General features: G+C 73.4%; 20 protein-coding genes and 1 tRNA gene. 14 read left to right on the top strand and 7 right to left on the bottom strand.

What is annotated here, in order from left to right; all coding sequences use genetic code 11:
* Nucleotides 1-96: 96 nt before the first annotated feature.
* The 10 genes from PO879_RS14055 to PO879_RS14010 all read left to right on the top strand — a co-directional run bounded on the left by PO879_RS14055 (nt 97) and on the right by PO879_RS14010 (nt 8358).
* On the top strand, nt 97-717 hold the full coding sequence (locus PO879_RS14055) for a CueP family metal-binding protein (protein WP_278235490.1): 621 nt from the start codon (nt 97-99) through the stop codon (nt 715-717).
* A gap of 159 nt (nt 718-876) precedes the next feature.
* Nucleotides 877-1248, top strand: coding sequence for a GntR family transcriptional regulator (locus tag PO879_RS14050; RefSeq protein WP_278235489.1), 372 nt, complete (start codon nt 877-879; stop codon nt 1246-1248).
* Entirely contained in the window at nt 1245-2249 is a 1005-nt protein-coding gene (locus PO879_RS14045) for an ABC transporter ATP-binding protein (protein WP_278235488.1), read from the top strand. Before PO879_RS14050 ends, PO879_RS14045 begins: the two co-directional genes overlap by 4 nt.
* Nucleotides 2246-3016 (top strand): hypothetical protein, encoded by a 771-nt coding sequence (locus PO879_RS14040; RefSeq protein ID WP_278235487.1) that lies wholly within the window; start codon nt 2246-2248, stop codon nt 3014-3016. Before PO879_RS14045 ends, PO879_RS14040 begins: the two co-directional genes overlap by 4 nt.
* A gap of 5 nt (nt 3017-3021) precedes the next feature.
* A complete protein-coding gene (locus tag PO879_RS14035) occupies nt 3022-3804 on the top strand; it encodes a hypothetical protein (protein ID WP_278235486.1) in 783 nt (260 codons plus the stop codon).
* A gap of 28 nt (nt 3805-3832) precedes the next feature.
* A complete protein-coding gene (locus tag PO879_RS14030) occupies nt 3833-4819 on the top strand; it encodes an ABC transporter ATP-binding protein (protein WP_278235485.1) in 987 nt (328 codons plus the stop codon).
* A complete protein-coding gene (locus PO879_RS14025; RefSeq protein ID WP_278235484.1) occupies nt 4816-5625 on the top strand; it encodes an ABC transporter permease in 810 nt (269 codons plus the stop codon). Before PO879_RS14030 ends, PO879_RS14025 begins: the two co-directional genes overlap by 4 nt.
* Before the next feature lie 62 nt (nt 5626-5687).
* Nucleotides 5688-6422: a glutamine amidotransferase gene (locus tag PO879_RS14020; RefSeq protein ID WP_278235483.1), complete on the top strand. Its 735-nt coding sequence runs from the start codon at nt 5688-5690 to the stop codon at nt 6420-6422.
* Between the two features lie 24 nt (nt 6423-6446).
* A complete protein-coding gene (locus tag PO879_RS14015; RefSeq protein ID WP_278235482.1) occupies nt 6447-6947 on the top strand; it encodes an NUDIX domain-containing protein in 501 nt (166 codons plus the stop codon).
* Nucleotides 6948-7290: 343 nt separating this feature from the next.
* Complete coding sequence (locus PO879_RS14010) at nt 7291-8358, top strand: 3-deoxy-7-phosphoheptulonate synthase (protein ID WP_278237555.1); 1068 nt, start codon at nt 7291-7293, stop codon at nt 8356-8358.
* Between the two features lie 137 nt (nt 8359-8495).
* Here PO879_RS14010 and PO879_RS14005 read toward each other — a convergent pair whose 3' ends face one another.
* The gene (locus tag PO879_RS14005; RefSeq protein ID WP_278235481.1) at nt 8496-9491 is read right to left on the bottom strand and encodes a type IV toxin-antitoxin system AbiEi family antitoxin domain-containing protein; all 996 of its coding nucleotides are present in this window, start codon (nt 9489-9491) and stop codon (nt 8496-8498) included.
* A gap of 238 nt (nt 9492-9729) precedes the next feature.
* Between PO879_RS14005 and sigK the strand changes: the two genes are divergently transcribed.
* Both sigK and PO879_RS13995 read left to right on the top strand, forming a co-directional pair.
* Complete coding sequence (gene sigK / locus PO879_RS14000) at nt 9730-10296, top strand: ECF RNA polymerase sigma factor SigK (protein ID WP_278235480.1); 567 nt, start codon at nt 9730-9732, stop codon at nt 10294-10296.
* The gene (locus PO879_RS13995) at nt 10289-11080 is read left to right on the top strand and encodes an anti-sigma factor (RefSeq protein ID WP_278235479.1); all 792 of its coding nucleotides are present in this window, start codon (nt 10289-10291) and stop codon (nt 11078-11080) included. The genes sigK and PO879_RS13995 overlap by 8 nt, the downstream gene beginning before the upstream one ends.
* A 336-nt stretch (nt 11081-11416) precedes the next feature.
* Here PO879_RS13995 and PO879_RS13990 read toward each other — a convergent pair whose 3' ends face one another.
* Nucleotides 11417-12124: a fasciclin domain-containing protein gene (locus PO879_RS13990; protein WP_278235478.1), complete on the bottom strand. Its 708-nt coding sequence runs from the start codon at nt 12122-12124 to the stop codon at nt 11417-11419.
* Nucleotides 12125-12270: 146 nt separating this feature from the next.
* Here PO879_RS13990 and PO879_RS13985 point away from each other — a divergent pair, with 146 nt between their 5' ends.
* Together PO879_RS13985 and PO879_RS13980 are read left to right on the top strand one after the other, a co-directional pair.
* Nucleotides 12271-12906, top strand: a complete 636-nt coding sequence (locus tag PO879_RS13985) for a hypothetical protein (RefSeq protein WP_278235477.1) — start codon at nt 12271-12273, stop codon at nt 12904-12906.
* Between the two features lie 49 nt (nt 12907-12955).
* On the top strand, nt 12956-14938 hold the full coding sequence (locus PO879_RS13980) for a cytochrome c biogenesis protein DipZ (protein ID WP_278235476.1): 1983 nt from the start codon (nt 12956-12958) through the stop codon (nt 14936-14938).
* Between the two features lie 95 nt (nt 14939-15033).
* Here the strand turns inward: PO879_RS13980 and PO879_RS13975 are convergent, their stop codons facing one another.
* From PO879_RS13975 to PO879_RS13955, 5 genes are all read right to left on the bottom strand, one after another.
* Complete coding sequence (locus PO879_RS13975; protein WP_278235475.1) at nt 15034-16233, bottom strand: FAD/NAD(P)-binding oxidoreductase; 1200 nt, start codon at nt 16231-16233, stop codon at nt 15034-15036.
* A gap of 95 nt (nt 16234-16328) precedes the next feature.
* A complete protein-coding gene (locus tag PO879_RS13970) occupies nt 16329-16931 on the bottom strand; it encodes a DUF308 domain-containing protein (protein ID WP_278235474.1) in 603 nt (200 codons plus the stop codon).
* Between the two features lie 199 nt (nt 16932-17130).
* Nucleotides 17131-18105, bottom strand: a complete 975-nt coding sequence (locus PO879_RS13965) for a LacI family DNA-binding transcriptional regulator (protein WP_278235473.1) — start codon at nt 18103-18105, stop codon at nt 17131-17133.
* 29 nt (nt 18106-18134) lie between these two features.
* On the bottom strand, nt 18135-18413 hold the full coding sequence (locus PO879_RS13960) for a hypothetical protein (RefSeq protein WP_278235472.1): 279 nt from the start codon (nt 18411-18413) through the stop codon (nt 18135-18137).
* A gap of 104 nt (nt 18414-18517) precedes the next feature.
* A tRNA-Pro gene (locus PO879_RS13955) sits at nt 18518-18594 on the bottom strand.

The raw sequence follows: 18594 nt of genomic DNA, 5'->3' as shown, positions 1-18594 counted from the left end.
AACGGCCGGGCCGGCCCGTCGCGCGAGCGACGCCGGCCCCTGAGCCGTCCCCTCCGGACACCTCGATCCCGCACCGATCCCGAAAGAGAACCGACCATGCCGCTCCACCGCGCCCGTCAGCGGGCCCTGCTCACCCTGACCGCCTCCGTCGCCGCGCTGACGCTGGCCGCCTGCTCCGCGGGCGAGTCCACGCCGACGACGGACGACGAGACCGCCGCTGCCGACACCGCCTCGTCCGCAGCGCTCGCCGACGCCGGCCTCGCCGGTCTCGACGGCCGCGAGATCGTCGACACGCTCGACGCCCTGCCCCTCGCCGACCGCCCGACCGACCTCATGGTCTCGGTCCGCCCCGACGAGCTGCTCGTCACCACGGCCGACGAGGGGGAGACCACGGTCTCCCTGGAGGGCGAGGACTTCTACGTGTCGATCGCGCCCTACGTCGACCAGACGCACGAGTGCTACTTCCACAGCCTGACCACCTGCACCGGCGAGCTGCAGAACGCCGAGGTGGACGTGCTCGTCACCGACGACGCGACCGGCGAGGTCGTGCTCGACGAGACCCGGACGACGTTCGACAACGGCTTCGTCGGGCTCTGGCTCCCGCGCGACCTCGACGCCACCGTGACGATCGAGCACGACGGGCTGAGCGCCAGCACGCCGCTGTCGACGGGCGGCGCCGACGACGCGACCTGCGTCACCACGATGCAGCTGACGTAGCGTCGGCCTACCTCGGCGGGAGGTTGCCTACCTCGGCGGGAGGTCGCCTACCTCGGCGGGAGGTCGCCTACCTCGGCAGAGGGGTTGACGGACACCTGCCTCTGTGGTTCATTAGTTGAGTAATGAACCACAGAACCGCGGAGACGGAGGGGAGGGCGCGTGTTCGACGGGCCTGAACCTCTCTACGTCCAGATCGCCCAGATGATCCGGTCGCAGGTCCTCGCGGGAGAGCTCGCGGAGGACGAGCAGGTCATGTCCACCACCCAGTTCGCCACGACGTTCCGCATCAACCCCGCCACCGCGGCCAAGGCCTTCGCCGGACTGGTCGACGAGGGCGTGCTCTACAAGCGACGGGGTCTGGGCATGTTCGTCGCACCGGGGGCCCGGCAGCGGCTGCTCGAGCACGACCGCACGGCGTACTTCGACGACGTGCTCGCCCCGGCGCTCGCGCAGGCCGCCGTCCTCGGCATCTCCGACGACGAGATCGTCGACCACATCCGCCACCGCTCGACCACCACGGAGGAGTCATGACGGCCCCCGCCCCCTTCGGCGCCCGGCTGGACGACGTCGTCGTCCGGTTCGGCCGGCAGCGCCGGGTGACCCGCGACGGCGGCACCTACCGCGAGGACGCCTCGACGGCGCTCGACGGCGCGAACCTGACGGTCCGGCCCGGCACCATCACCGGCGTGCTCGGCCGCAACGGCGCCGGCAAGACCACGATGCTCTCCCTGCTCGCCGCCTACCGGTGCCCGACCAGCGGCCGTGTCGCCGTCGGCCCCGAGGGCGACGCGGACTCCTGGGAGGACCCGTGGGAGAACCCGTGGGTCACCGCGAACGTCCAGCTCGTCAGCGAGGGCGGCGGCGTCCAGGACGACGAGAAGCTGCGCGAGACGCTGCGGTACTACGCCGACCTGCGCCCGCACTGGGACGCCGACACGGCCGAGCGGCTCCTGGACCTGTTCGAGATCAGCACCCGCAAGAAGCCGAACGCCCTGTCGCGGGGCAAGCGGTCCGCCGTCGGCGCCGTCCTCGGCCTGGCGTCCCGGGCGCCGCTGACCATCTTCGACGAGGTCTACCTCGGCATGGACGCCCCGACGCGGTACGCGTTCTACGACGAGATCCTCGCCGACTACGCCGCCCACCCGCGCACCATCCTGCTGTCCAGCCACCTCGTCGAGGAGGTCGAGCGGCTGTTCGAGGACGTCGTCGTGCTCGACCGCGGCCGCGTCCTCCTCGCCGAGACCGCCGAGGAGATGGCCCGGCGCGGCTTCAGCCTCACGGGGCCGACGATGGCGGTCGAGCGTCTCGCCGGGGACCGGAAGGTCCTGCACCGCCAGCAGCTCGGCGGCACCGTCCAGGTCACACTCGAGGGGGCGCCCGACGACGGCACCCGCGCCGCCGCCCGGGAGGCCGGCGTCGAGCTGGGTCACCTGCCGCTGCAGGACCTGTTCGTGCGTCTCACCGACCCCGCCGCCCACCGGGCGACGGTCGCCGGCCGCGACGCCGACGCGTCGAGGGGAGCTGGGCGATGAACGGCACGGCAGCCCTCGTCGACCGCGTCGCACTGGTCCGCCGCGCCGAGTCGGCCGCTACCCGGCGCGCCGCGAGGTCGCTCGGCGTCCCGAACGTCGTCGTCGGCTCCGGGTTCTGGGTGGTGCTGGCCGTCGTCGCGGTGACCGTGCCCCTGATCGTCGACCGGGCCGGACACCAGATGGACGTCGGAGTCCTGGCGACCGGCGGGTACAGCGCCCGCTGGTTCGCCTTCGCCCTCGGGTTGATCATGTGCGCCACGATCACTGCCACCCACGTCGCCGCCGGTGGCACGCGCCGGACGTTGTTCCGCGGGGCGCTGCTCGCCACGGCGGGAGGCGGTGTCTTCTACGGACTGGCCTACACCCTCGCGCAGCTCGGGGAGCGCCGACTCTTCGACGAGCTCGGGTGGCCGTGGGAAGCGCCGGACTTCCTGATCTTCGGCGGGCAGGCCGGCGACCTGCTCCTGACGCTCGTCGGTGCCACCCTGACGATCGCGGTGTACATCCTCGTGGGCGTCGCGGTGGCCGTCGGCTACCTGCACCACGGCGCCTGGCGGGGCACGCTGCTGCTCGTGCCGAACGCGGCGTTGCTTGCGGTGGCGGAGGTGGCCGGCCGCGCCGCATCCTGGAGGGACGACGTCGGTCTCGGGCTCGGGCGCGCGTCCGCCGTCGTGGTGACTCTGCTTGTCCTCGCCGTCGTCGTGGCCCTGGCCGCCGGCTGGCTGCGCGCGATGCTGTTCCGCCTCCCGATCCGGCCGTCGAGGTGACCGTCATGACCGCACCGACCGTGGCCCCCGGCACCGCACAGCGCCGTCCCACCCGGCGTCGTCCCAGCCGCGTCGACCCCGGGGTCCGTGCCGCTCGGCGGCGCTTCCTCCGCGTGCTCACGATCGTCGGGCTCTGGTTCTGGGCCTTCTGGGCCCTGCTCGTCGTCGGCGTCCTGATCGTCGTCGAGCAGTGGGGCGGCGAGGCCGTCGGGTTCACCTACGACGTCGCCGGCAGCCCGGCCCGGTGGATCCCCTTCGTCGTCGGCATCGTCGTCACCGCGGGCGCCCTGCCCGTGCACGTCGGTGCCGGGGGGACGCGCCGCGCCTGGGTCGACGGCGCCACCCGGGCCGCCGTCGTCGTCGGCCTGGCGTTCGGCGTGCTGACCGTGGTGCTCGCGCTCGTCGAGCAGCAGGTCTACGCCGAGGGCGATCGCCCGTGGCAGGTCGACACCGGGACGGTCGCCCTCGACACGGCCGGCGGGATCGCCGTCGCCGTGACCGCCGAGTCCCTGGTCATGGTCACCTACCTCCTGGTCGGCGTCGCGATCGCCGCCGGCTTCCGACGGTTCGGGCCCTGGCGCGGGACGCTCCTCGTCGCACCGCTCCTCGTTCCCTGCGCGCTCGTCGACATCGCCACCCGGACCGGCATCGCCGGCACCCCGTGGCGCGGCGGGTACGACGACGTCGCCCTCGGCGCGCTGTTCGGCGTCGGCGGCGCCCTGGTCGTCGCCGCGCTCGCCTACGCCGTCGCCCACCTCGTGCTGCGCTCCGCGCCGCTGCGTCCCTGATCCGCTCGCCCGACCGAAGGAGCGCCCGATGACCGAACCCGTCGTGGAGGTCAGCCACCTCCGCAAGACCTACGGCGACAAGGTCGCCGTCGACGACGTGTCCTTCGCCGTCAGCCCCGGGGAGATCTTCGGGATCCTCGGGCCCAACGGGGCCGGCAAGACCACGGCCGTCGAGACCCTGGCCGGCATGCGCCGGGCCGACGGCGGCACCACCCACGTGCTGGGTCACGACACCCAGAAGCACCCCACGGCCGTCCGCGACGTGCTCGGCGTGCAGCTCCAGGAGGCGACGCTGCACGACAAGATCACCGTGGGAGAGGCCATCCGGCTCTTCGCCGGCTTCTACCCCGCCCCGGCCGACCCCGACGAGCTGCTCGCGCTGCTGGACCTGACCGACCACGCGGACAAGCAGTTCCGCAACCTCTCCGGGGGACAGAAGCAGCGGCTGTCGATCGCGCTCGCCCTGGTCGGCAACCCGCAGGTCGCCATCCTCGACGAGCTCACCACCGGGCTCGACCCGCAGGCCCGCCGCAACACCTGGGACCTCATCGACCGAGTGCGCGACACCGGCGTCACCATCCTGCTGGTCACGCACTTCATGGACGAGGCCGAGCGGCTGTGCGACCGGCTCGTGGTCATCGACGGCGGGCGCATCGTGGCCGAGGGGACGCCCCGCGGACTGATCGACGGCCTCGAGGGTGACCGGACCGTCGTCCTGCGCTTCGCCGACGAGGTCGTCGGCGCGGCCCGCGAGGTGCTCGACCGGCTCGCCGCCACGCATCCCGACGTCGCCCGCGTCGAGGAGATGGACGGGGTGCCCGGCGAGAGCGCCGTCACCGGCACGCCCCGGGTCCTCTTCGCCGTCGTCCCCGCCCTGGCCGAGGCCGACCTCGTGCCCGACGACGTGCGCACCGTCACCCGGACGCTCGAGGACGTCTTCCTCGCCGTCACCGGGCGGACCTACGCCGAGCAGGACGAGGAACCCGCGCTCGCCACGGAAGGAGACCGGTCATGACCACGACGACCGCTTCGGTGCGCCGAACCGGCAGCCGCGCCGGATGGCGCGGGTTCCGGCGCCTGCTGACCACCGAGTTCCTGGTGTGGTTCCGGGACTTCGCCGCCCCCTTCTTCGGGGTCGTCTTCCCCACGCTCATCCTGCTCGGGGTGGGGTTCCTCATCCCCGGCATGCGCGAGCCGATCCTGGACGCCCCGCCGGACTCGGTCTGGTACGGCATCACCCCGATCGCGACCTACGTGCCCACCATCCTCGCGATGGCCGTCGGTACCGCGTCGCTCACCGTCATGCCCGTCACCCTCGCGACCTACCGTGAGAAGGGGGTGCTGCGGCGGATGTCCACCACGCCGATGCGACCGCAGGGCATCGTCGCGGCGCACCTGGTCATCAACGCGATCACCACGCTCATCGGTGTCGGGCTGGCGCTGCTCGTCGCGGCCCTGGCCTTCGGGGTCCCCGCGCCGCAGCAGCTCGGTGTCGTCGGGCTCGGCTTCCTGCTGGGGATGGCGGTGATGCTCGCGCTCGGCATGCTCGTCGCGGCGGTGGCGCCCCGGGCGTCGGCCGCCAACGGCATCTCGATGTCGATCTACTTCCCGATGCTGCTGCTCGCGGGGGTGTGGACGCCCGGACCGGTCATGCCGGACCTGCTGCAGCAGATCGGCCAGTTCAGCCCGCTGGGTGCCGCCGCGCAGGCGTTGTCGATCGGGTGGTTCGAGAGCGGGTTCCCGCTGCTGCAGCTCGTCGTCATGGCGGTGTGGACGACGGTGCTGCTGCCGCTGGCGATCCGGCTCTTCCGCTGGACCTGATCCGCGCGGGTGGTCTCGGACCCGACCGCGCGGCCCGCCACGCGTCGGCATAGCCTCGGGGCATGAAGCCGTTCCTGCTGCTGGCGACGCGGCCCGAGGACGTCGCCGCGGACGGGGAGTACGAGGCGATGTGCCGGTTCGGCGGGCTCGCCCCCGACCATCTCCACCGGGTCCGGCTCGAGGCCGACCCGATGCCGCGCGTCGACCTCGACGCCTACTCGGGGGTCATCGTCGGCGGCGGCCCGTTCAACTCGTCCGACCCCGACGACGTGAAGTCGGACGTGCAGCACCGGGTGGAGCGGGAGATGGCGGGACTGCTCGACGAGGTCGTCGACCGTGACTTCCCGTTCCTCGGCGCCTGCTACGGCGTCGGGACCCTCGGCACCTACATCGGGGGAGTGGTGGACCGCCACTACGGCGAGGACGTCGGCGTCGTCACCGTCGAGCTCACCCAGGAGGGCGCGGACGACCCGCTCCTGGCGGGGGTGCCGTCCGCGTTCGCGGCGTTCGTCGGCCACAAGGAGGCGATCCGCGAGCTGCCGCCCCACGCGGTGCGGCTGGCGTTCTCCCCGTGGTCGCCGGTGCAGATGTTCAAGGTCCGCGAGAACGTCTACGCCACCCAGTTCCACCCGGAGCTCGACCTGGCGGGGCTGACCGAACGGGTCCGCGTCTACCGGCACCACGGGTACTTCGACCCGGAGGAGGCGGGGGCCGTCGTCGCGCGGGCGTCGGCCCGGCCCGTCACCGAGCCGATGCGGGTCCTGCGCAACTTCGTGGCGCGCTACGCCCGCGCCTGAGACCGCGGGGGATAGGCTCGCCGCATGCCGATCCCCGACCACGTCGTGTCCCTGCGTGCCCGCGTCGGCACCGACCTGCTCTGGCTGCCCGGCGTCACCGCCGTCGTGCGGGACGACGACGGTCGCGTGCTGCTGGGGCGGCGCGCCGACTCGGGCGAGTGGGCCCTGCCCAGCGGCATCCTCGACCCCGGCGAGCAGCCCGCCGTCGGGATCGTGCGCGAGGTCCTCGAGGAGACCGCCGTGGAGATCGAGGTGACCGCGCTCGCCGTGGTGTTCAGCACGCCCGTGGTCACCTATCCCAACGGCGACCGGACCACGTACCTGGACTCGTTGTTCTGCGCGCGACCCGTGTCCGCCGAGGCCGCCGCCGGTGCCCGGGTGGCCGACGACGAGTCGCTCGCGGTCGACTGGTTCCCCGACGACGAGCTGCCCGACGTCCTCGCGGACTCGGCGCGCGAACGGCTCGCCCTGGAGCGCACCTTCCGTGCCGACCCCGCCGGGGGAGCCCTGTTCGCGCGCCCGTGAGCCCGGATGGTGGACGCCGGTGGACGCGGCCCGACGGCGGGCGTACTGTCGTGGCCGTGGACATCCGTTGGTATTGGCGCTTTACGCCGGCTCCGCTGGGAGCTCGGCGGGCTCGCGCCTGACCGACACCTTCCACCGGAGCCAGCACAGGGCCTGGGACGCACGCCGCGTCCGGGCCCTTCGTCGTCGGACGGGCCTCCGGTCGGGATCGGAACGCGTGCGGCGACGCCGCCGGACCGCCGACCACGACCCCACGACCAGGAGCCCCGCGACGATGAGCACCACGACCTCCGACACCACCCCTTCCGCGCGCACCACCGACGTCGAGCGAGATACTGAGCTGATGGCCGAGACCTCCGACCTGCGCGTCCGTGCGCTGGACCCGCTGCCCGCACCGCGTTCCATGCGCGCCCGGCTGCCCCTGGGCACCGCCCGCAGCGACCTCGTGACGACCTCGCGGCGCGAGGTGCGCGACGTGCTGCGCGGCGAGGACGACCGGCTCGTCGTCATCGTGGGGCCCTGCTCCGTGCACGACCCGGAGGCCGCCCTCGACTACGCCCGCCGGCTCGCGCCGCTGGCCCGCGAGCTGTCCGAGGAGCTCGTGGTGGTCATGCGGGTCTACTTCGAGAAGCCGCGCACCACGGTCGGGTGGAAGGGCCTCATCAACGACCCGCACCTGGACGGCTCGCACGACGTCCACCACGGCCTGCGACTCGCCCGCGAGGTCCTGCTGGGCGTGCTCGACGCCGGTGTCCCGGCCGCGTGCGAGTTCCTCGAGCCGACCTCTCCGCAGTACATCGCCGACGCCGTCACGTGGGGTGCGATCGGCGCGCGCAACGCGGAGTCGCAGGTCCACCGCCAGCTCGCGTCGGGGCTGTCGATGCCGGTCGGGTTCAAGAACGCCACGGACGGGGACGTGCAGATCGCCGTGGACGGCTGCATCACCGCCGCCAGCGAGCACACGTTCTTCGGGGCGGACGCCGAGGGTCGGGCGGCCGCCGTCGAGACCGCGGGCAACCCGGACTGCCACGTCATCCTGCGCGGTGGCCGGGGCGGTCCGAACTACGGGGCCTCCGACGTCGCGGACGCGCTGGCCGTGGCCCGCACCTCCGGCCTGGGCGGTGCCGTGGAGGAGGGCGTGGTCGTGGACGCCTCGCACGGCAACTCCGGCAAGGACCACGTGCGCCAGGCCGAGGTCGTGCGCGAGATCGCGGCACGCCTCGCCGACGGGGAGCGGGGCATCACCGGGCTGATGCTGGAGAGCTTCCTCGAGGCGGGCGCGCAGAAGCCGGCGCCGCTGGACGAGCTCGTCTACGGCCAGTCGGTCACGGACAAGTGCATGGACTGGGGCACGACGGCGGAGCTCCTGACGGTCCTGGCCGAGGCGGTCCGCACGCGGCGCGCTTCCTGAACCCGGGCCGGCGTCCGTCGTCCCACCCTCGGTGGGTGAGCGTCATCCCCGGTTGCGCGAGCGTCTCTGTCTCTCAGGATTCAGCCGCTGATTCCTGAGAGACAGAGACGCTCGACGGGCCCGGTGGGGCAAGCGGATCAGGCATCGACCCGTAGCACGGTGCCGGCGGGCAGCGGCGCGGGTCGCCACCCGGCCGGACGCAGGACCCTCGCGACCTCGGCCCCGACGCGTCCGTGCCAGGCGTCGGCGCCGGTGAAGCGACGGACGACGGTCCGTGACGTGTCGATCCGGTTCTGCCGGACGCGGTCGCGGTAGACGGCCTCCGGTGCGGAGTGGACGTCGCGCCCGTCGATCTCCACCAGCAGCGCCGTGCCGCCGGGGAGTCGCCAGGCGAGGTCGACCCGGGCGAACACGTCTCCCGCGGCGCCGGCGACGGCGAGCTGCAGCGCGTCCGGCGGAAACCCGGCGTCGAGGCAGTCGAGGCGCGCCCACGTCTCGGCCGGCGACTCCGCCCGGCCGTCGGCCAGCCCCCACCACGAGCGCGTGCGCGCCACGCCCCGGCGGCCTGCGGCGGCTCGATGCGCCGCCACCAGGCCGCTCGGCGTCAGGAGACCGCGGTGCAGCGCGGAGTCCATCAGGGCCACGGCAGGCCGACGGCGCAGCTCGGGGACGGCCTGGGCCAGCGCCACCTCGACGGGAACGCAGCGGAACCCGTCGACGTCGACCGACGAGGGGACCGGTGAGCGTCGCAGCCGGACCGGCGGCCGGGCGGCTCGCGGTGCCCCGGTCGGCATCGCCACCTCCGGGCTCACCTCGATCGGTGCGCCCTGGACGCCGTGCAGCACGAGGGCGCAGACGCCGGTGGCGACCGACCCCGGGTGCGCGAGGAGCCCGAGCACGGCGGCCCGGCGACGTCGGTGCTCGATCGGGTCGTCGGCCCGGTCCCGGGTGGCGGGGTGGCCGGTGTCCACGACGCCGCGTGCCGGGCGTTCCCAGTCCTTGCTGCGGACCCTGGCCGCGATCTGCTCGTGGCTCATCCCGGAGCCGATGCACTGACGCACCGACAGCAGCCCCTCCTGCTGCGCAGCCAGGCGGAGCAGGCGCGGGGAGAGGGGGCGGGGGCGGCCGGGCACCCGTCGAGCCAACCAGAACGGCGCCGGCGACCGCCGTCGTCATCCACAGGTACCCGCCGAGCGTCTCTGTTTCTCAGGAAGCACGCGCTGATTCCTGAGAAACAGAGACGCTCGCGCGAGTGATTCGCCCATCCGGAACGGCCTCGGCACCGAACCACTCATGTCCCGGAACGTCCGGGACACACGACGGGAAAGGGTGCGGATCGACCGCGAGCCTTCGGTGGGGCACACTGTCCGAGTGCCATCACCCGAGACGACGCCGCTCGACGACGCCCTCGTGGCGTGCGCCGCAGGGACGCCGGACGCGTTCGGGCCGGTCTACGACGCACTCGCTCCCGCCGCGTACGGCACGGCGATCGGTGTGCTTCGCGACCCGGACCACGCCGCCGAGGTGACGCAGGAGGTGATGGTCGAGGTGTGGCAGACCGCAGCCAAGTTCGATCCCGCCCGCGCCACGGCGCGCACCTGGGTCGTCACCCTGGCCCGCCGCCGGGCGGTGGACCGCGTCCGTGCCGAGCAGGCGCGCCGCGACCGCGACCAGCGCGACCTCGACACGAGCGTCGCCGGCTCCGGTTACGACGTCGTCTCCGAGGACGTCGAGCGTCGCCTTGAGGGTGCCGCGGTGCGGCGCTGCCTCGAATCGCTGACGGGCACGCAGCGCGAGGCCGTCGTCGACGCCTACTACGGCGGGCGCACCTATCGCGAGGTGGCCGAGCGGCTCGGCGCCGCCCTGCCGACCGTCAAGACCCGCATCCGGGACGGCCTGATCCGGCTCCGCAACTGCCTGGGGGTGAACCATGGCTGACAGCACGCACGACGCCTGGGACCTCCTGCCCGCCTACGCGCTCGACGCCGTCGACGACCTGGAGCGCCGCACGGTCGAGCGGCTCCTCGACACCGATCCGGCGGCCCGGCGGGCCCTGGACGAGTACCGCGAGGTGGTCGCGGCCTTCACGGTCAACACCCAGCCGCCTCCCGCGCTGCGCGACGCCGTGATGTCCCGCATCGAGCAGGGGACGACGGCGGCACCCGGCGAGCGCTCCACCGTCGACGACGTCGCGTGGTCCGGTCCCGACGTCGAGACCCGGACGGGACCCGGCCACTCCTCGGGCGACGGGAACGTCGTGCCGATGGCTCGTCGCCGTCGGCGCTGGGGACTCGTCGCGGCCGCAGCCGCCGCCGTGGTCGCCGTGGCGGTGCCCACGACCGTCGCGATCCAGGCGACCGTCGAGCAGAACCAGCTCCAGCAGCAGGTCGACACCGTCGCACAGATGATGGCCGACCCGTCGGCGCAGCTCCTGCGCAGCGAGGTCGCCGGTGGTGGCCAGGCGTCCGTGCTCGTCGCGGGCGAGGACTTCCTGTTCAGCGCGAGCGACCTGCCCGACGTCGGTGCCGACTCGACCTACCAGCTCTGGCTGGTCGGTGCCGAGGGCGGCGTGACGTCGGCGGGCCTGCTGGACCCGCAGGAGGGGTCGGTCGAGCAGCTGCTGCAGGGCGTCGACGGCGTCGGGCTGGCGGTGTCGGTCGAACCGGCCGGCGGCTCCGAGCAGCCGACCACGGACCCGGTCGTCGTGCTCGCGGAGGGATGACCCGGAGCGAGCGTGCGAGTGCAGGGGCGTCCCGACCGTGAGTGCTGTGGGGTGACCCGGAGCGAGCGTGCGAGTGCAGGGGCGTCCCGACCAGACCAGTCCGAGGGATGACCCGGAGCGAGCGTGCGAGTGCAGGGGCGTCCCGACCCTGAGAGCTGTGGGGTGACCCGGAGCGAGCGTGCGGTCCGCACCGCCTCCCGTCCGGCTCGAATGGTCGAGCGACGGTCCGCCACGCATGACACCGGCCCGCCTCGTCGTGCGACGAGACGGGCCGGTGCGGGTGGAGTCCCCAGGCCCCGATCGCCCCCTGCGCGTCCGGGATCCGGGGAGGTGGGATCACATCGACGGCATGAGGACCGAGTCGATGAGGTAGACGGTGGCGTTCTGCGTCATGACGCCGCCGCAGATGACGTTGGCGTCGTTGACCATGAGCTCGTCGCCCTCGCCGGTCACCTCGACGGTGTCGCCCTGGACGGTGGTGTGCTCACCGGGGATGTCCTCGGGCAGCGCCTGGCCCTCGACGACGTGGTACGTCAGGACCGAGGTCAACAGGTCGGCGTCGGTGGACAGCGTGTCGATCGTCTCGGCGTCGACGGCCGCGAAGGCGTCGTCCACCGGGGCGAACACGGTGAACTCGCCGCCGTTGAGGGTGTCGACGAGGTTCACGTCGGGGTTGAGCTCACCGCTGACGGCGGAGACCAGCGTGGTCAGCAGCGGGTTGTTGGAGGCGGCCACCGCGACGGGCTCCGTGGACATGCCCTCGATCGAGCCGGCGCCGTCCGGCACCTGCGAGGCGTAGTCCTGGCAGCCGGGGCCGACGAGGTTCGCGGCCGGGTCCATGGTCATGTCGTCCTCGGACTCCATGTCCTCCTCGGCCATGTCGTCCTCCGACTCCATGTCCTCCTCCATGGACTCCTCGGTCATCGTGTCCTCCGAGCCCGACATGTCGTCGCCGGTGTCGTCGGAGGAGCACGCGCCGAGGGCCAGCAGAGCCAGGGTGGCGAAGCCGGCGGCGGCGGTGCGGGTGCGAGTGGATGCGTTCATCGTTCTCTCCTTGCCTCGTCGCCCCGACGTCTCCGGGGCTCGTCATCCAGGGGTTCGGAACGGGGGACGGGTCCGGATGGGTTCGGATCGGAACTTTGCCGATCTGTGATCTCGCGGCCCCCGGAGCGAGCCCGCATCATCGGGGGATGAGCGACATCTGGCGATTCGACGGGCGCATCCTCGGCGTCGGGACGGCGTCCGGGACGCGGGTCGTGGTCGGGATGTGGGACCGCTCGCCGTTCGGGGCCTTCGCCGACGCGATGGTGGAGGACTCCGCGGGACGCCGCCTGCTGCTGGCCCCGCGACACGTCGCCGACTTCGTCGCCACGACCTACGGGTTCGACGACGTCGTCGAGACGCCGGTGCGGGTCGGGCACGACGGCGGCACCCCGGCCGACGGCGGCACCCCGGCGCCGGGCGGGTGGCTCACCGCCGAAGCCGGTCCGCTGCGCCTGCGTGCCGCCGTCGGGCACCGCACCGCGCTGGGCCGACTGCTCCGGCTGGTCCCGCGGCGGCTCGCCACCGCGCCGTCGTTCACCGTGCTCACCGACCCGGTCGCCCGGCTCGTGCTCGACGGGGTCCGGACGCGGGGCAGTGCCGGGAACGGGCGGCTCGAGACCTACGGGGCCACGGACGTCCACACCGTCACGCAGGTCCACGCCAGCTGGGAGGGGGAGGAGCTCGGGGCGCTCGCGGACGTCGACCCGCCGGTCCGCTTCGGGTTCGGCTCGACGCCCCGCGCACCGGTCCTGACCAGCGTCACCACGACCGTGCGGGGCTGAACGGCGCGGCTCGACCCGTCCGGGACGCTCTCGGCTCCGAACCCCGGGCATGGAGACGCTCATCCTCATCGGTCTGCTCGGTGGCCTGGTCACCGGCATCTCGCCGTGCATCCTGCCGATGCTGCCGGTCATCTTCTTCGCCGGCGGCGTCGAGGGGGCGCGGGACCGGGCCGCGACGGGTGAGTCCTCCGCGGACTCCGGAGACACGCCGGGGCGTGCCGGCGTCGACCCGGCCCTCTTCGCCGGTGCGCCGACCGCCGTCCGGGTCGACCGTGCCGGCCGCGTCTCCAGCAGTCCGCCGGCTCCCTCCGGGGGCACGGCCACGCTCACGCTCACCGGCGGCAGGCCGTCCGCGCACGACGGCGCCACCTCGCCGCAGCCGGTCGTCGCCCGCGGTGCCGAGCCCCGGCACCGCCGTCGGCGGGCGCCCCGGTCCTGGCGTCCCTTCCTGGTGATCGCGGGCCTGGTCGTCAGCTTCAGCGTCTTCACGCTGCTCGGCTCGCTGATCCTCGGCGCGCTCGGGCTGCCGCAGGACCTGCTGCGCTGGCTCGGCATTGCCCTGCTGACCGCGATCGGCGTCGGCATGATCGTGCCCCGGTTCGAAGGGGTGCTCGAGCGGCCCTTCCAGCGCATCGCCTCCCTGGGGTCGCGGCGCTCCCCGCGCCAGGACCGCGGCGCCTTCCTCCTGGGTCTCGGTCTGGGCGTGCTGTACGTGCCGTGCGCCGGGCCCGTGCTGGCCGCGATCACCGTGGCCGGCGCCACCGGGCGGATCGGACCCGGGACGGTCGCGCTGACCGTGAGCTTCGCCGTCGGCGCCGCGATCCCGCTGCTGGTCTTCGCCCTGGCCGGACGGCGGGTGGCCGAGCGGGTGCGCGGGTTCCAGCGGCACCAGCGCGGGATCCGCATCGGCGGCGGCGTCGTGATGATCGCGCTGGCCGGCGCCCTCGCGCTGAACCTGCCCGCGCAGCTCCAGCGAGCCCTGCCGGACTACACCGGCACCCTGCAGCAGCAGATCGACGCCAACGAGGACGTCCAGGACGCCCTGGAGCTCGGCGGCATCGTCACCGACGCCAACCGCGAGCTGTCCAACTGCACCAGCGGGGACACCGAGCTGGCCGAGTGCGGCACCGCGCCGCCGCTGACCGGCATCACGCAGTGGCTCAACACGCCGGACAACACCCCCGTGGATCTCGAGGACCTGCGCGGGACGGTGGTGCTCGTCGACTTCTGGACGTACTCGTGCATCAACTGTCAGCGTGCGCTCCCGCACGTCAACGCCTGGTACGACCGCTACGAGGACGCCGGGCTCGAGGTGATCGGCGTGCACACCCCCGAGTTCGCGTTCGAGCGGGAGACCCGCAACGTGATCGCCGGCGCCGAGGATCTCGGCGTCGACCACCCGATCGCGCAGGACAACGCCTACTCGACGTGGACCGGCTACCGGAACCGGTACTGGCCCGCCGAGTACCTCGTCGACGCCGACGGCACCGTGCGGTACCTGAAGTTCGGCGAGGGCGACTACGCCACCACCGAGCAGCACATCCGTGACCTGCTGCGCGAGGCCGACCCCGACGTCGCGCTGCCCGCGCCGACGGACATCGAGGACACGACCCCGGACGCCGACACGACGCCGGAGACGTACCTCGCGCTCAACAAGGTGTTCAACTACGCCGGGCCCACCGACTACGGCAGCGGTGAGCGGCGGTTCGCCGCACCCGCGGAGCAGCCCGAGGACACCTTCTCCCTCGACGGCCGGTGGGACGTCGACTTCCAGGGCGCGACGGCGGTGTCCGACGACGCGACGTTGCGGCTGGCCTACCGGTCCACCGGCGTGTACTCCGTGCTGGGTGGCGAGGGCACCGTGACCGCTCGCGTGCTGGCCGACGACGGCTCCGTGCGGGCCGAGCGCGAGATCGACGTCGCGGGCAACCCGACGCTCTACGACGTGCTGCGCGGCGAGGAGCACACCGAGGGCGTCGTGGAGCTCGAGGTGCCCGCCGGGGTGTCGGTGTACACCTTCACCTTCGGCTGACCCACGGCCGTCGCCGATCGAGCGACTCTGTTCCTCAGGAATCGCGCGCCGATTCCTGAGGAACAGAGACGCTCGATGCTGCTGGCGCAGGACGGTCAGTCGACGAAGCGTTCCAGTTCGCGCCGGTCGACCGGGCCGTCGCGGCGGATCAGCTCCTCGGCGTCGTCCATCCGGTCCCAGACGTTGACGCCCATCGCGCCGTTGACGCGCTCGCCGTCGACCCAGAACACGACGCACTCGCGGTCCTCGGCGGACCCGCTGATCACGACCTCGCCCTCGGTCAGGCCCTTGGCCTCCATGCCGAGGTCGAACTGGTCGGAGAAGAAGTAGGGGAGCACGTCGTACGGCTCGCCGGAGCCCAGCACCGACCGGGCGGCGTGCTTGCCGGTCTCGTCGGCGACGGCCCAGTGCTCGATGCGCAGCAGCCGGTCGTACCGGCGCGACGGGACGGCGGCGATGTCGCCGACGGCCCACACGTCCGGTGCGGAGGTGCGCAGCGTGCCGTCGACGGCGATCCCGCTGCCGAAGCCGTCGACGAGGTCGATGCCCGCCTCGGCGGCGAGCCCGATCTCCGGGGTGACCCCGATACCGACGACGACGGTGCGGGCGTCGAGCACGGTGCCGTCGTCGAGCTCCACGCCGCGTACCCGGCCGTCGTCGCTGCGCAGGGACATGACCGTCCGGCCGTGCAGGAGGCGCACGCCGTTGTCCTCGTGCACGCCGGTGAAGATCCGGGCGACCTCGTCGCCGAGGGAGGCCAGCGGGTGCGGGCCGCGCCCGACGACTGCCACGTCCCGGCCGAGCTGACGGGCCGACGCCGCGACCTCCATGCCGATCCACCCGTCGCCGACCACCACGACCGGGCCGTCGTCGTCGAGCGCCTCGGCGAGCCGGTCGGCGTCACGCACGGAGCGCAGGTAGTGGACACCGTCGAGCTCGGCGCCCGGCACGTCCAGCCGCCGCACGCGCGAGCCGGTGGCCAGGATCAGCCGCGAGTACCGCTGGGACCCGCCGGGCGCCGTCGTGATGGACCGCGCGCCGACGTCGAGCCCGGTGGCGCTGGTGCCGGTGCGCAGGTCGACGCTCTGGTCGGCGTACCAGTCGGCGTCGAGGGGGCGCAGGTCGGACTTCTCGGCCTCGCCGCGCAGGTACTCCTTGGACAGGGGCGGGCGTTCGTAGGGGACGGCGGACTCGCCGGCCACCACCACGAGCGGGCCGTCGTAGCCGCCGTGGCGCAGGCCCTCGGTGGCGCGGGCGGCGGCGAGACCACCTCCGACGACGACGATCGGGTCCATCGGTCCTCCTCGGCGGATGTCCGGTTCTCGGCCCAGCCTGCCACGTGCGGGCGGGGCCCGCCGGTGCGGCGCCGGGACGTCCCGGCCGCGGGACGTCAGGTGGCGGCGTCGAGGTCCTTCTGCCGGGTACTGGTCGCCAGCGCGCCGACGAGGAGCACGGCACCGGAGAGCAGCAGGTACAGCGACAGCAGCAGGGCGATCGTCGTCGCGCCCTCGGCGGGCTGGGCGAGCAGGACGACGCCGAGCACGACCCACAGCACCGCGTTGACGAGCTGCCAGTCCCAGGCCATGGTGCGCGCGGTGCGGCCGCGCAGGCCGGCGACGACACCCATCACGCCGGCCGCGCAGGCCCAGACACCGACGACGAGGACGAGCAGGTCGGCGGTCATGGAGGGCCAGAGCACCACCAGCAGTCCGGCGACCACGCTCGCGAGCCCGACGACGAACCGGACGGTGATCTCCTGGGCCGCCGGTCCCGACTCCTTCGCCGGTCGGTTCTCGATCGCGAGGAGGGCGCCCTGCGCGACGATGACGAGTCCTACGAGCCAGCGCAGCCAGGTGATCCCCTCGTCGGGGTTGATCAGCAGCAGGACGCCGACGACGAGATAGGCGGCGGCCCGCAGATAGACGAGCCCCCACAGTCGGCGGGCTGTCCCTGCGGTGCGCTGCGAGAGCGGCGTCGCCGCGTCGTCGGCCATGGTCGTCCTCCTGGTCGTCGGTCCCGTGGTGGCGATGCTACGAGCACGGAGCGGTTCTCGCGCTCTGACGTGCAATGACGGTGTCCCGGGCGCCGAGAGCCGGGCGCGGGGTGACCCACCTCGACGCTGTGGGCGTGAAATCTGCAGGCTTCCCCGGCGGAGACCTGCAGATTTCATGCCCGCAGCGGTCTTGCGGGGATCAAGTCGAGGCGCGGACGACGACTCGGCTCGGCTCCGTGGGTCCCGGCGGCAGGGGTTTGCCGTCCAGCACGGCCTCCACGCTCGCGGCCAGGTGCTGCGCCTGCGCGGCGCTGGGCTGGGCGATCGTCGTCAGCGGCGGATCTGCCAGCGCGGCGGCCGGCACGTCGTCGAGCCCGACGACCGCGAGGCGACCGGGCACCTCGACGCCCTCCGCACGCGCCCCGGCCAGCACGGCGAGCGCGACCTCGTCGTTGTAGCAGGCGACCGCGTCGACGCCGTCACGCGACCACCGCCGCACGACCTCCGTCGCCGGCACGCCGGGGTCGACGACGGCGAGCTGCGGCTCGGGCAGTCCGGCCTGCGCGCAGGCCCGGCGCACGCCGTCCGTGCGCAGCTCGGCGAACTCGCGCAGCCGATCGTCCGGCGTGGTGGCGATGGCCAGGCGTCGGTACCCCTGCGCCACCAGGTGCTCCACCTGCAGCTCGCCGAGGCCCCGCTGGTTGCCGGCGTCGATGCCGGGGTGTCCGCCGTCGTCCACGGACCCTGCCCCCACGACCTCGATGCCGGCCTGACGCAGCGCCCGCAGGTCCTCGGTGGGGAAGTGCGTGAGGCCGACGACGACGCGGGGTGTCACGGCCTTCCACAGCTCGCGCAGCGGTCGCGTCGAGCGGTGGTGGTGCACCAGCAGGAAGAGCCCGCGCTGGGCGAGGTTGTCGGTCAGCAGGTCCAGGACGGTGTCGACGACGGGGCCGGTGGGCCAGTCGGGCAGGACGCACACGACCAGGTCGCTCTGACCCCGGCGCAGGGCACGGGCGGCGGCCGACGGCGCGTACCCGAGGTCGGCGGCCGTGGCCAGGACGTGGTCGCGCGTCGCGGTCGAGATGTTCGTGCCGGGGGTGTCGTTGAGGACGTAGCTGACGGTGGTCCGGGACACGCCGGCGGCGCGTGCGACATCGGCACTGGTGACGGGCATGAATCCTCCACGACGGTGTGGAGCGCACTCTACGCGGCGGGCCGTGACCGCGGATGCAGGAGCCACGCGACGACTGCCGCCAGGGCCGCGACGACGAGCCAGACCAGGCCGTGCGCCAGGGCGTCCCGGGCATGCGCGGCCAGGTCGGCCGCGTAGGCGAGGTCGACGTCGGCGAATTGCGTCGACAGGTAGAGCCGGTTCCCCCAGCGGAAGCCGTCGGCGACCGCGAGGCCGGTGCCGACCACCAGGACGAGGCGCAGGAGTCCGTGGAGGCGGTCACGGGAGGTCGACGGGGGCGGTGCGGACACGGGCCACACCGTAGCAGCGGCCCGCCCGTCGGCCGGTGCCGGGCGGAACTGGCACGGAAATGACGAGAGGCCCCCTGACCGTGCTGGTCAGAGGGCCTCTCGGCTGGTCGGGGTGACAGGATTTGAACCTGCGACCTCTTCGTCCCGAACGAAGCGCGCTACCAAGCTGCGCCACACCCCG

The organism is Isoptericola sp. AK164, assembly GCF_029643425.1.
Classification (GTDB): domain Bacteria; phylum Actinomycetota; class Actinomycetes; order Actinomycetales; family Cellulomonadaceae; genus Isoptericola; species Isoptericola haloaureus.
This window is presented reverse-complemented; position numbering and strand designations above follow the sequence as displayed.

Excerpts from the sequence above, each read along its gene's own strand:
- PO879_RS13995 (WP_278235479.1), top strand. The coding sequence starts at position 10,289 with ATGGCTGACAGCACGCACGACGCCTGGGACCTCCTGCCCGCCTACGCG.
- PO879_RS14040 (WP_278235487.1), top strand. The coding sequence starts at position 2,246 with ATGAACGGCACGGCAGCCCTCGTCGACCGCGTCGCACTGGTCCGCCGC.
- PO879_RS13990 (WP_278235478.1), bottom strand. The coding sequence starts at position 12,124 with ATGAACGCATCCACTCGCACCCGCACCGCCGCCGCCGGCTTCGCCACC.
- PO879_RS14045 (WP_278235488.1), top strand. The coding sequence starts at position 1,245 with ATGACGGCCCCCGCCCCCTTCGGCGCCCGGCTGGACGACGTCGTCGTC.
- PO879_RS13980 (WP_278235476.1), top strand. The coding sequence starts at position 12,956 with ATGGAGACGCTCATCCTCATCGGTCTGCTCGGTGGCCTGGTCACCGGC.
- PO879_RS14030 (WP_278235485.1), top strand. The coding sequence starts at position 3,833 with ATGACCGAACCCGTCGTGGAGGTCAGCCACCTCCGCAAGACCTACGGC.
- PO879_RS13965 (WP_278235473.1), bottom strand. The coding sequence starts at position 18,105 with ATGCCCGTCACCAGTGCCGATGTCGCACGCGCCGCCGGCGTGTCCCGG.
- PO879_RS14035 (WP_278235486.1), top strand. The coding sequence starts at position 3,022 with ATGACCGCACCGACCGTGGCCCCCGGCACCGCACAGCGCCGTCCCACC.
- PO879_RS13985 (WP_278235477.1), top strand. The coding sequence starts at position 12,271 with ATGAGCGACATCTGGCGATTCGACGGGCGCATCCTCGGCGTCGGGACG.
- PO879_RS13975 (WP_278235475.1), bottom strand. The coding sequence starts at position 16,233 with ATGGACCCGATCGTCGTCGTCGGAGGTGGTCTCGCCGCCGCCCGCGCC.
- PO879_RS13970 (WP_278235474.1), bottom strand. The coding sequence starts at position 16,931 with ATGGCCGACGACGCGGCGACGCCGCTCTCGCAGCGCACCGCAGGGACA.
- PO879_RS14010 (WP_278237555.1), top strand. The coding sequence starts at position 7,291 with ATGGCCGAGACCTCCGACCTGCGCGTCCGTGCGCTGGACCCGCTGCCC.
- PO879_RS14020 (WP_278235483.1), top strand. The coding sequence starts at position 5,688 with ATGAAGCCGTTCCTGCTGCTGGCGACGCGGCCCGAGGACGTCGCCGCG.
- PO879_RS14025 (WP_278235484.1), top strand. The coding sequence starts at position 4,816 with ATGACCACGACGACCGCTTCGGTGCGCCGAACCGGCAGCCGCGCCGGA.
- PO879_RS14055 (WP_278235490.1), top strand. The coding sequence starts at position 97 with ATGCCGCTCCACCGCGCCCGTCAGCGGGCCCTGCTCACCCTGACCGCC.
- PO879_RS14015 (WP_278235482.1), top strand. The coding sequence starts at position 6,447 with ATGCCGATCCCCGACCACGTCGTGTCCCTGCGTGCCCGCGTCGGCACC.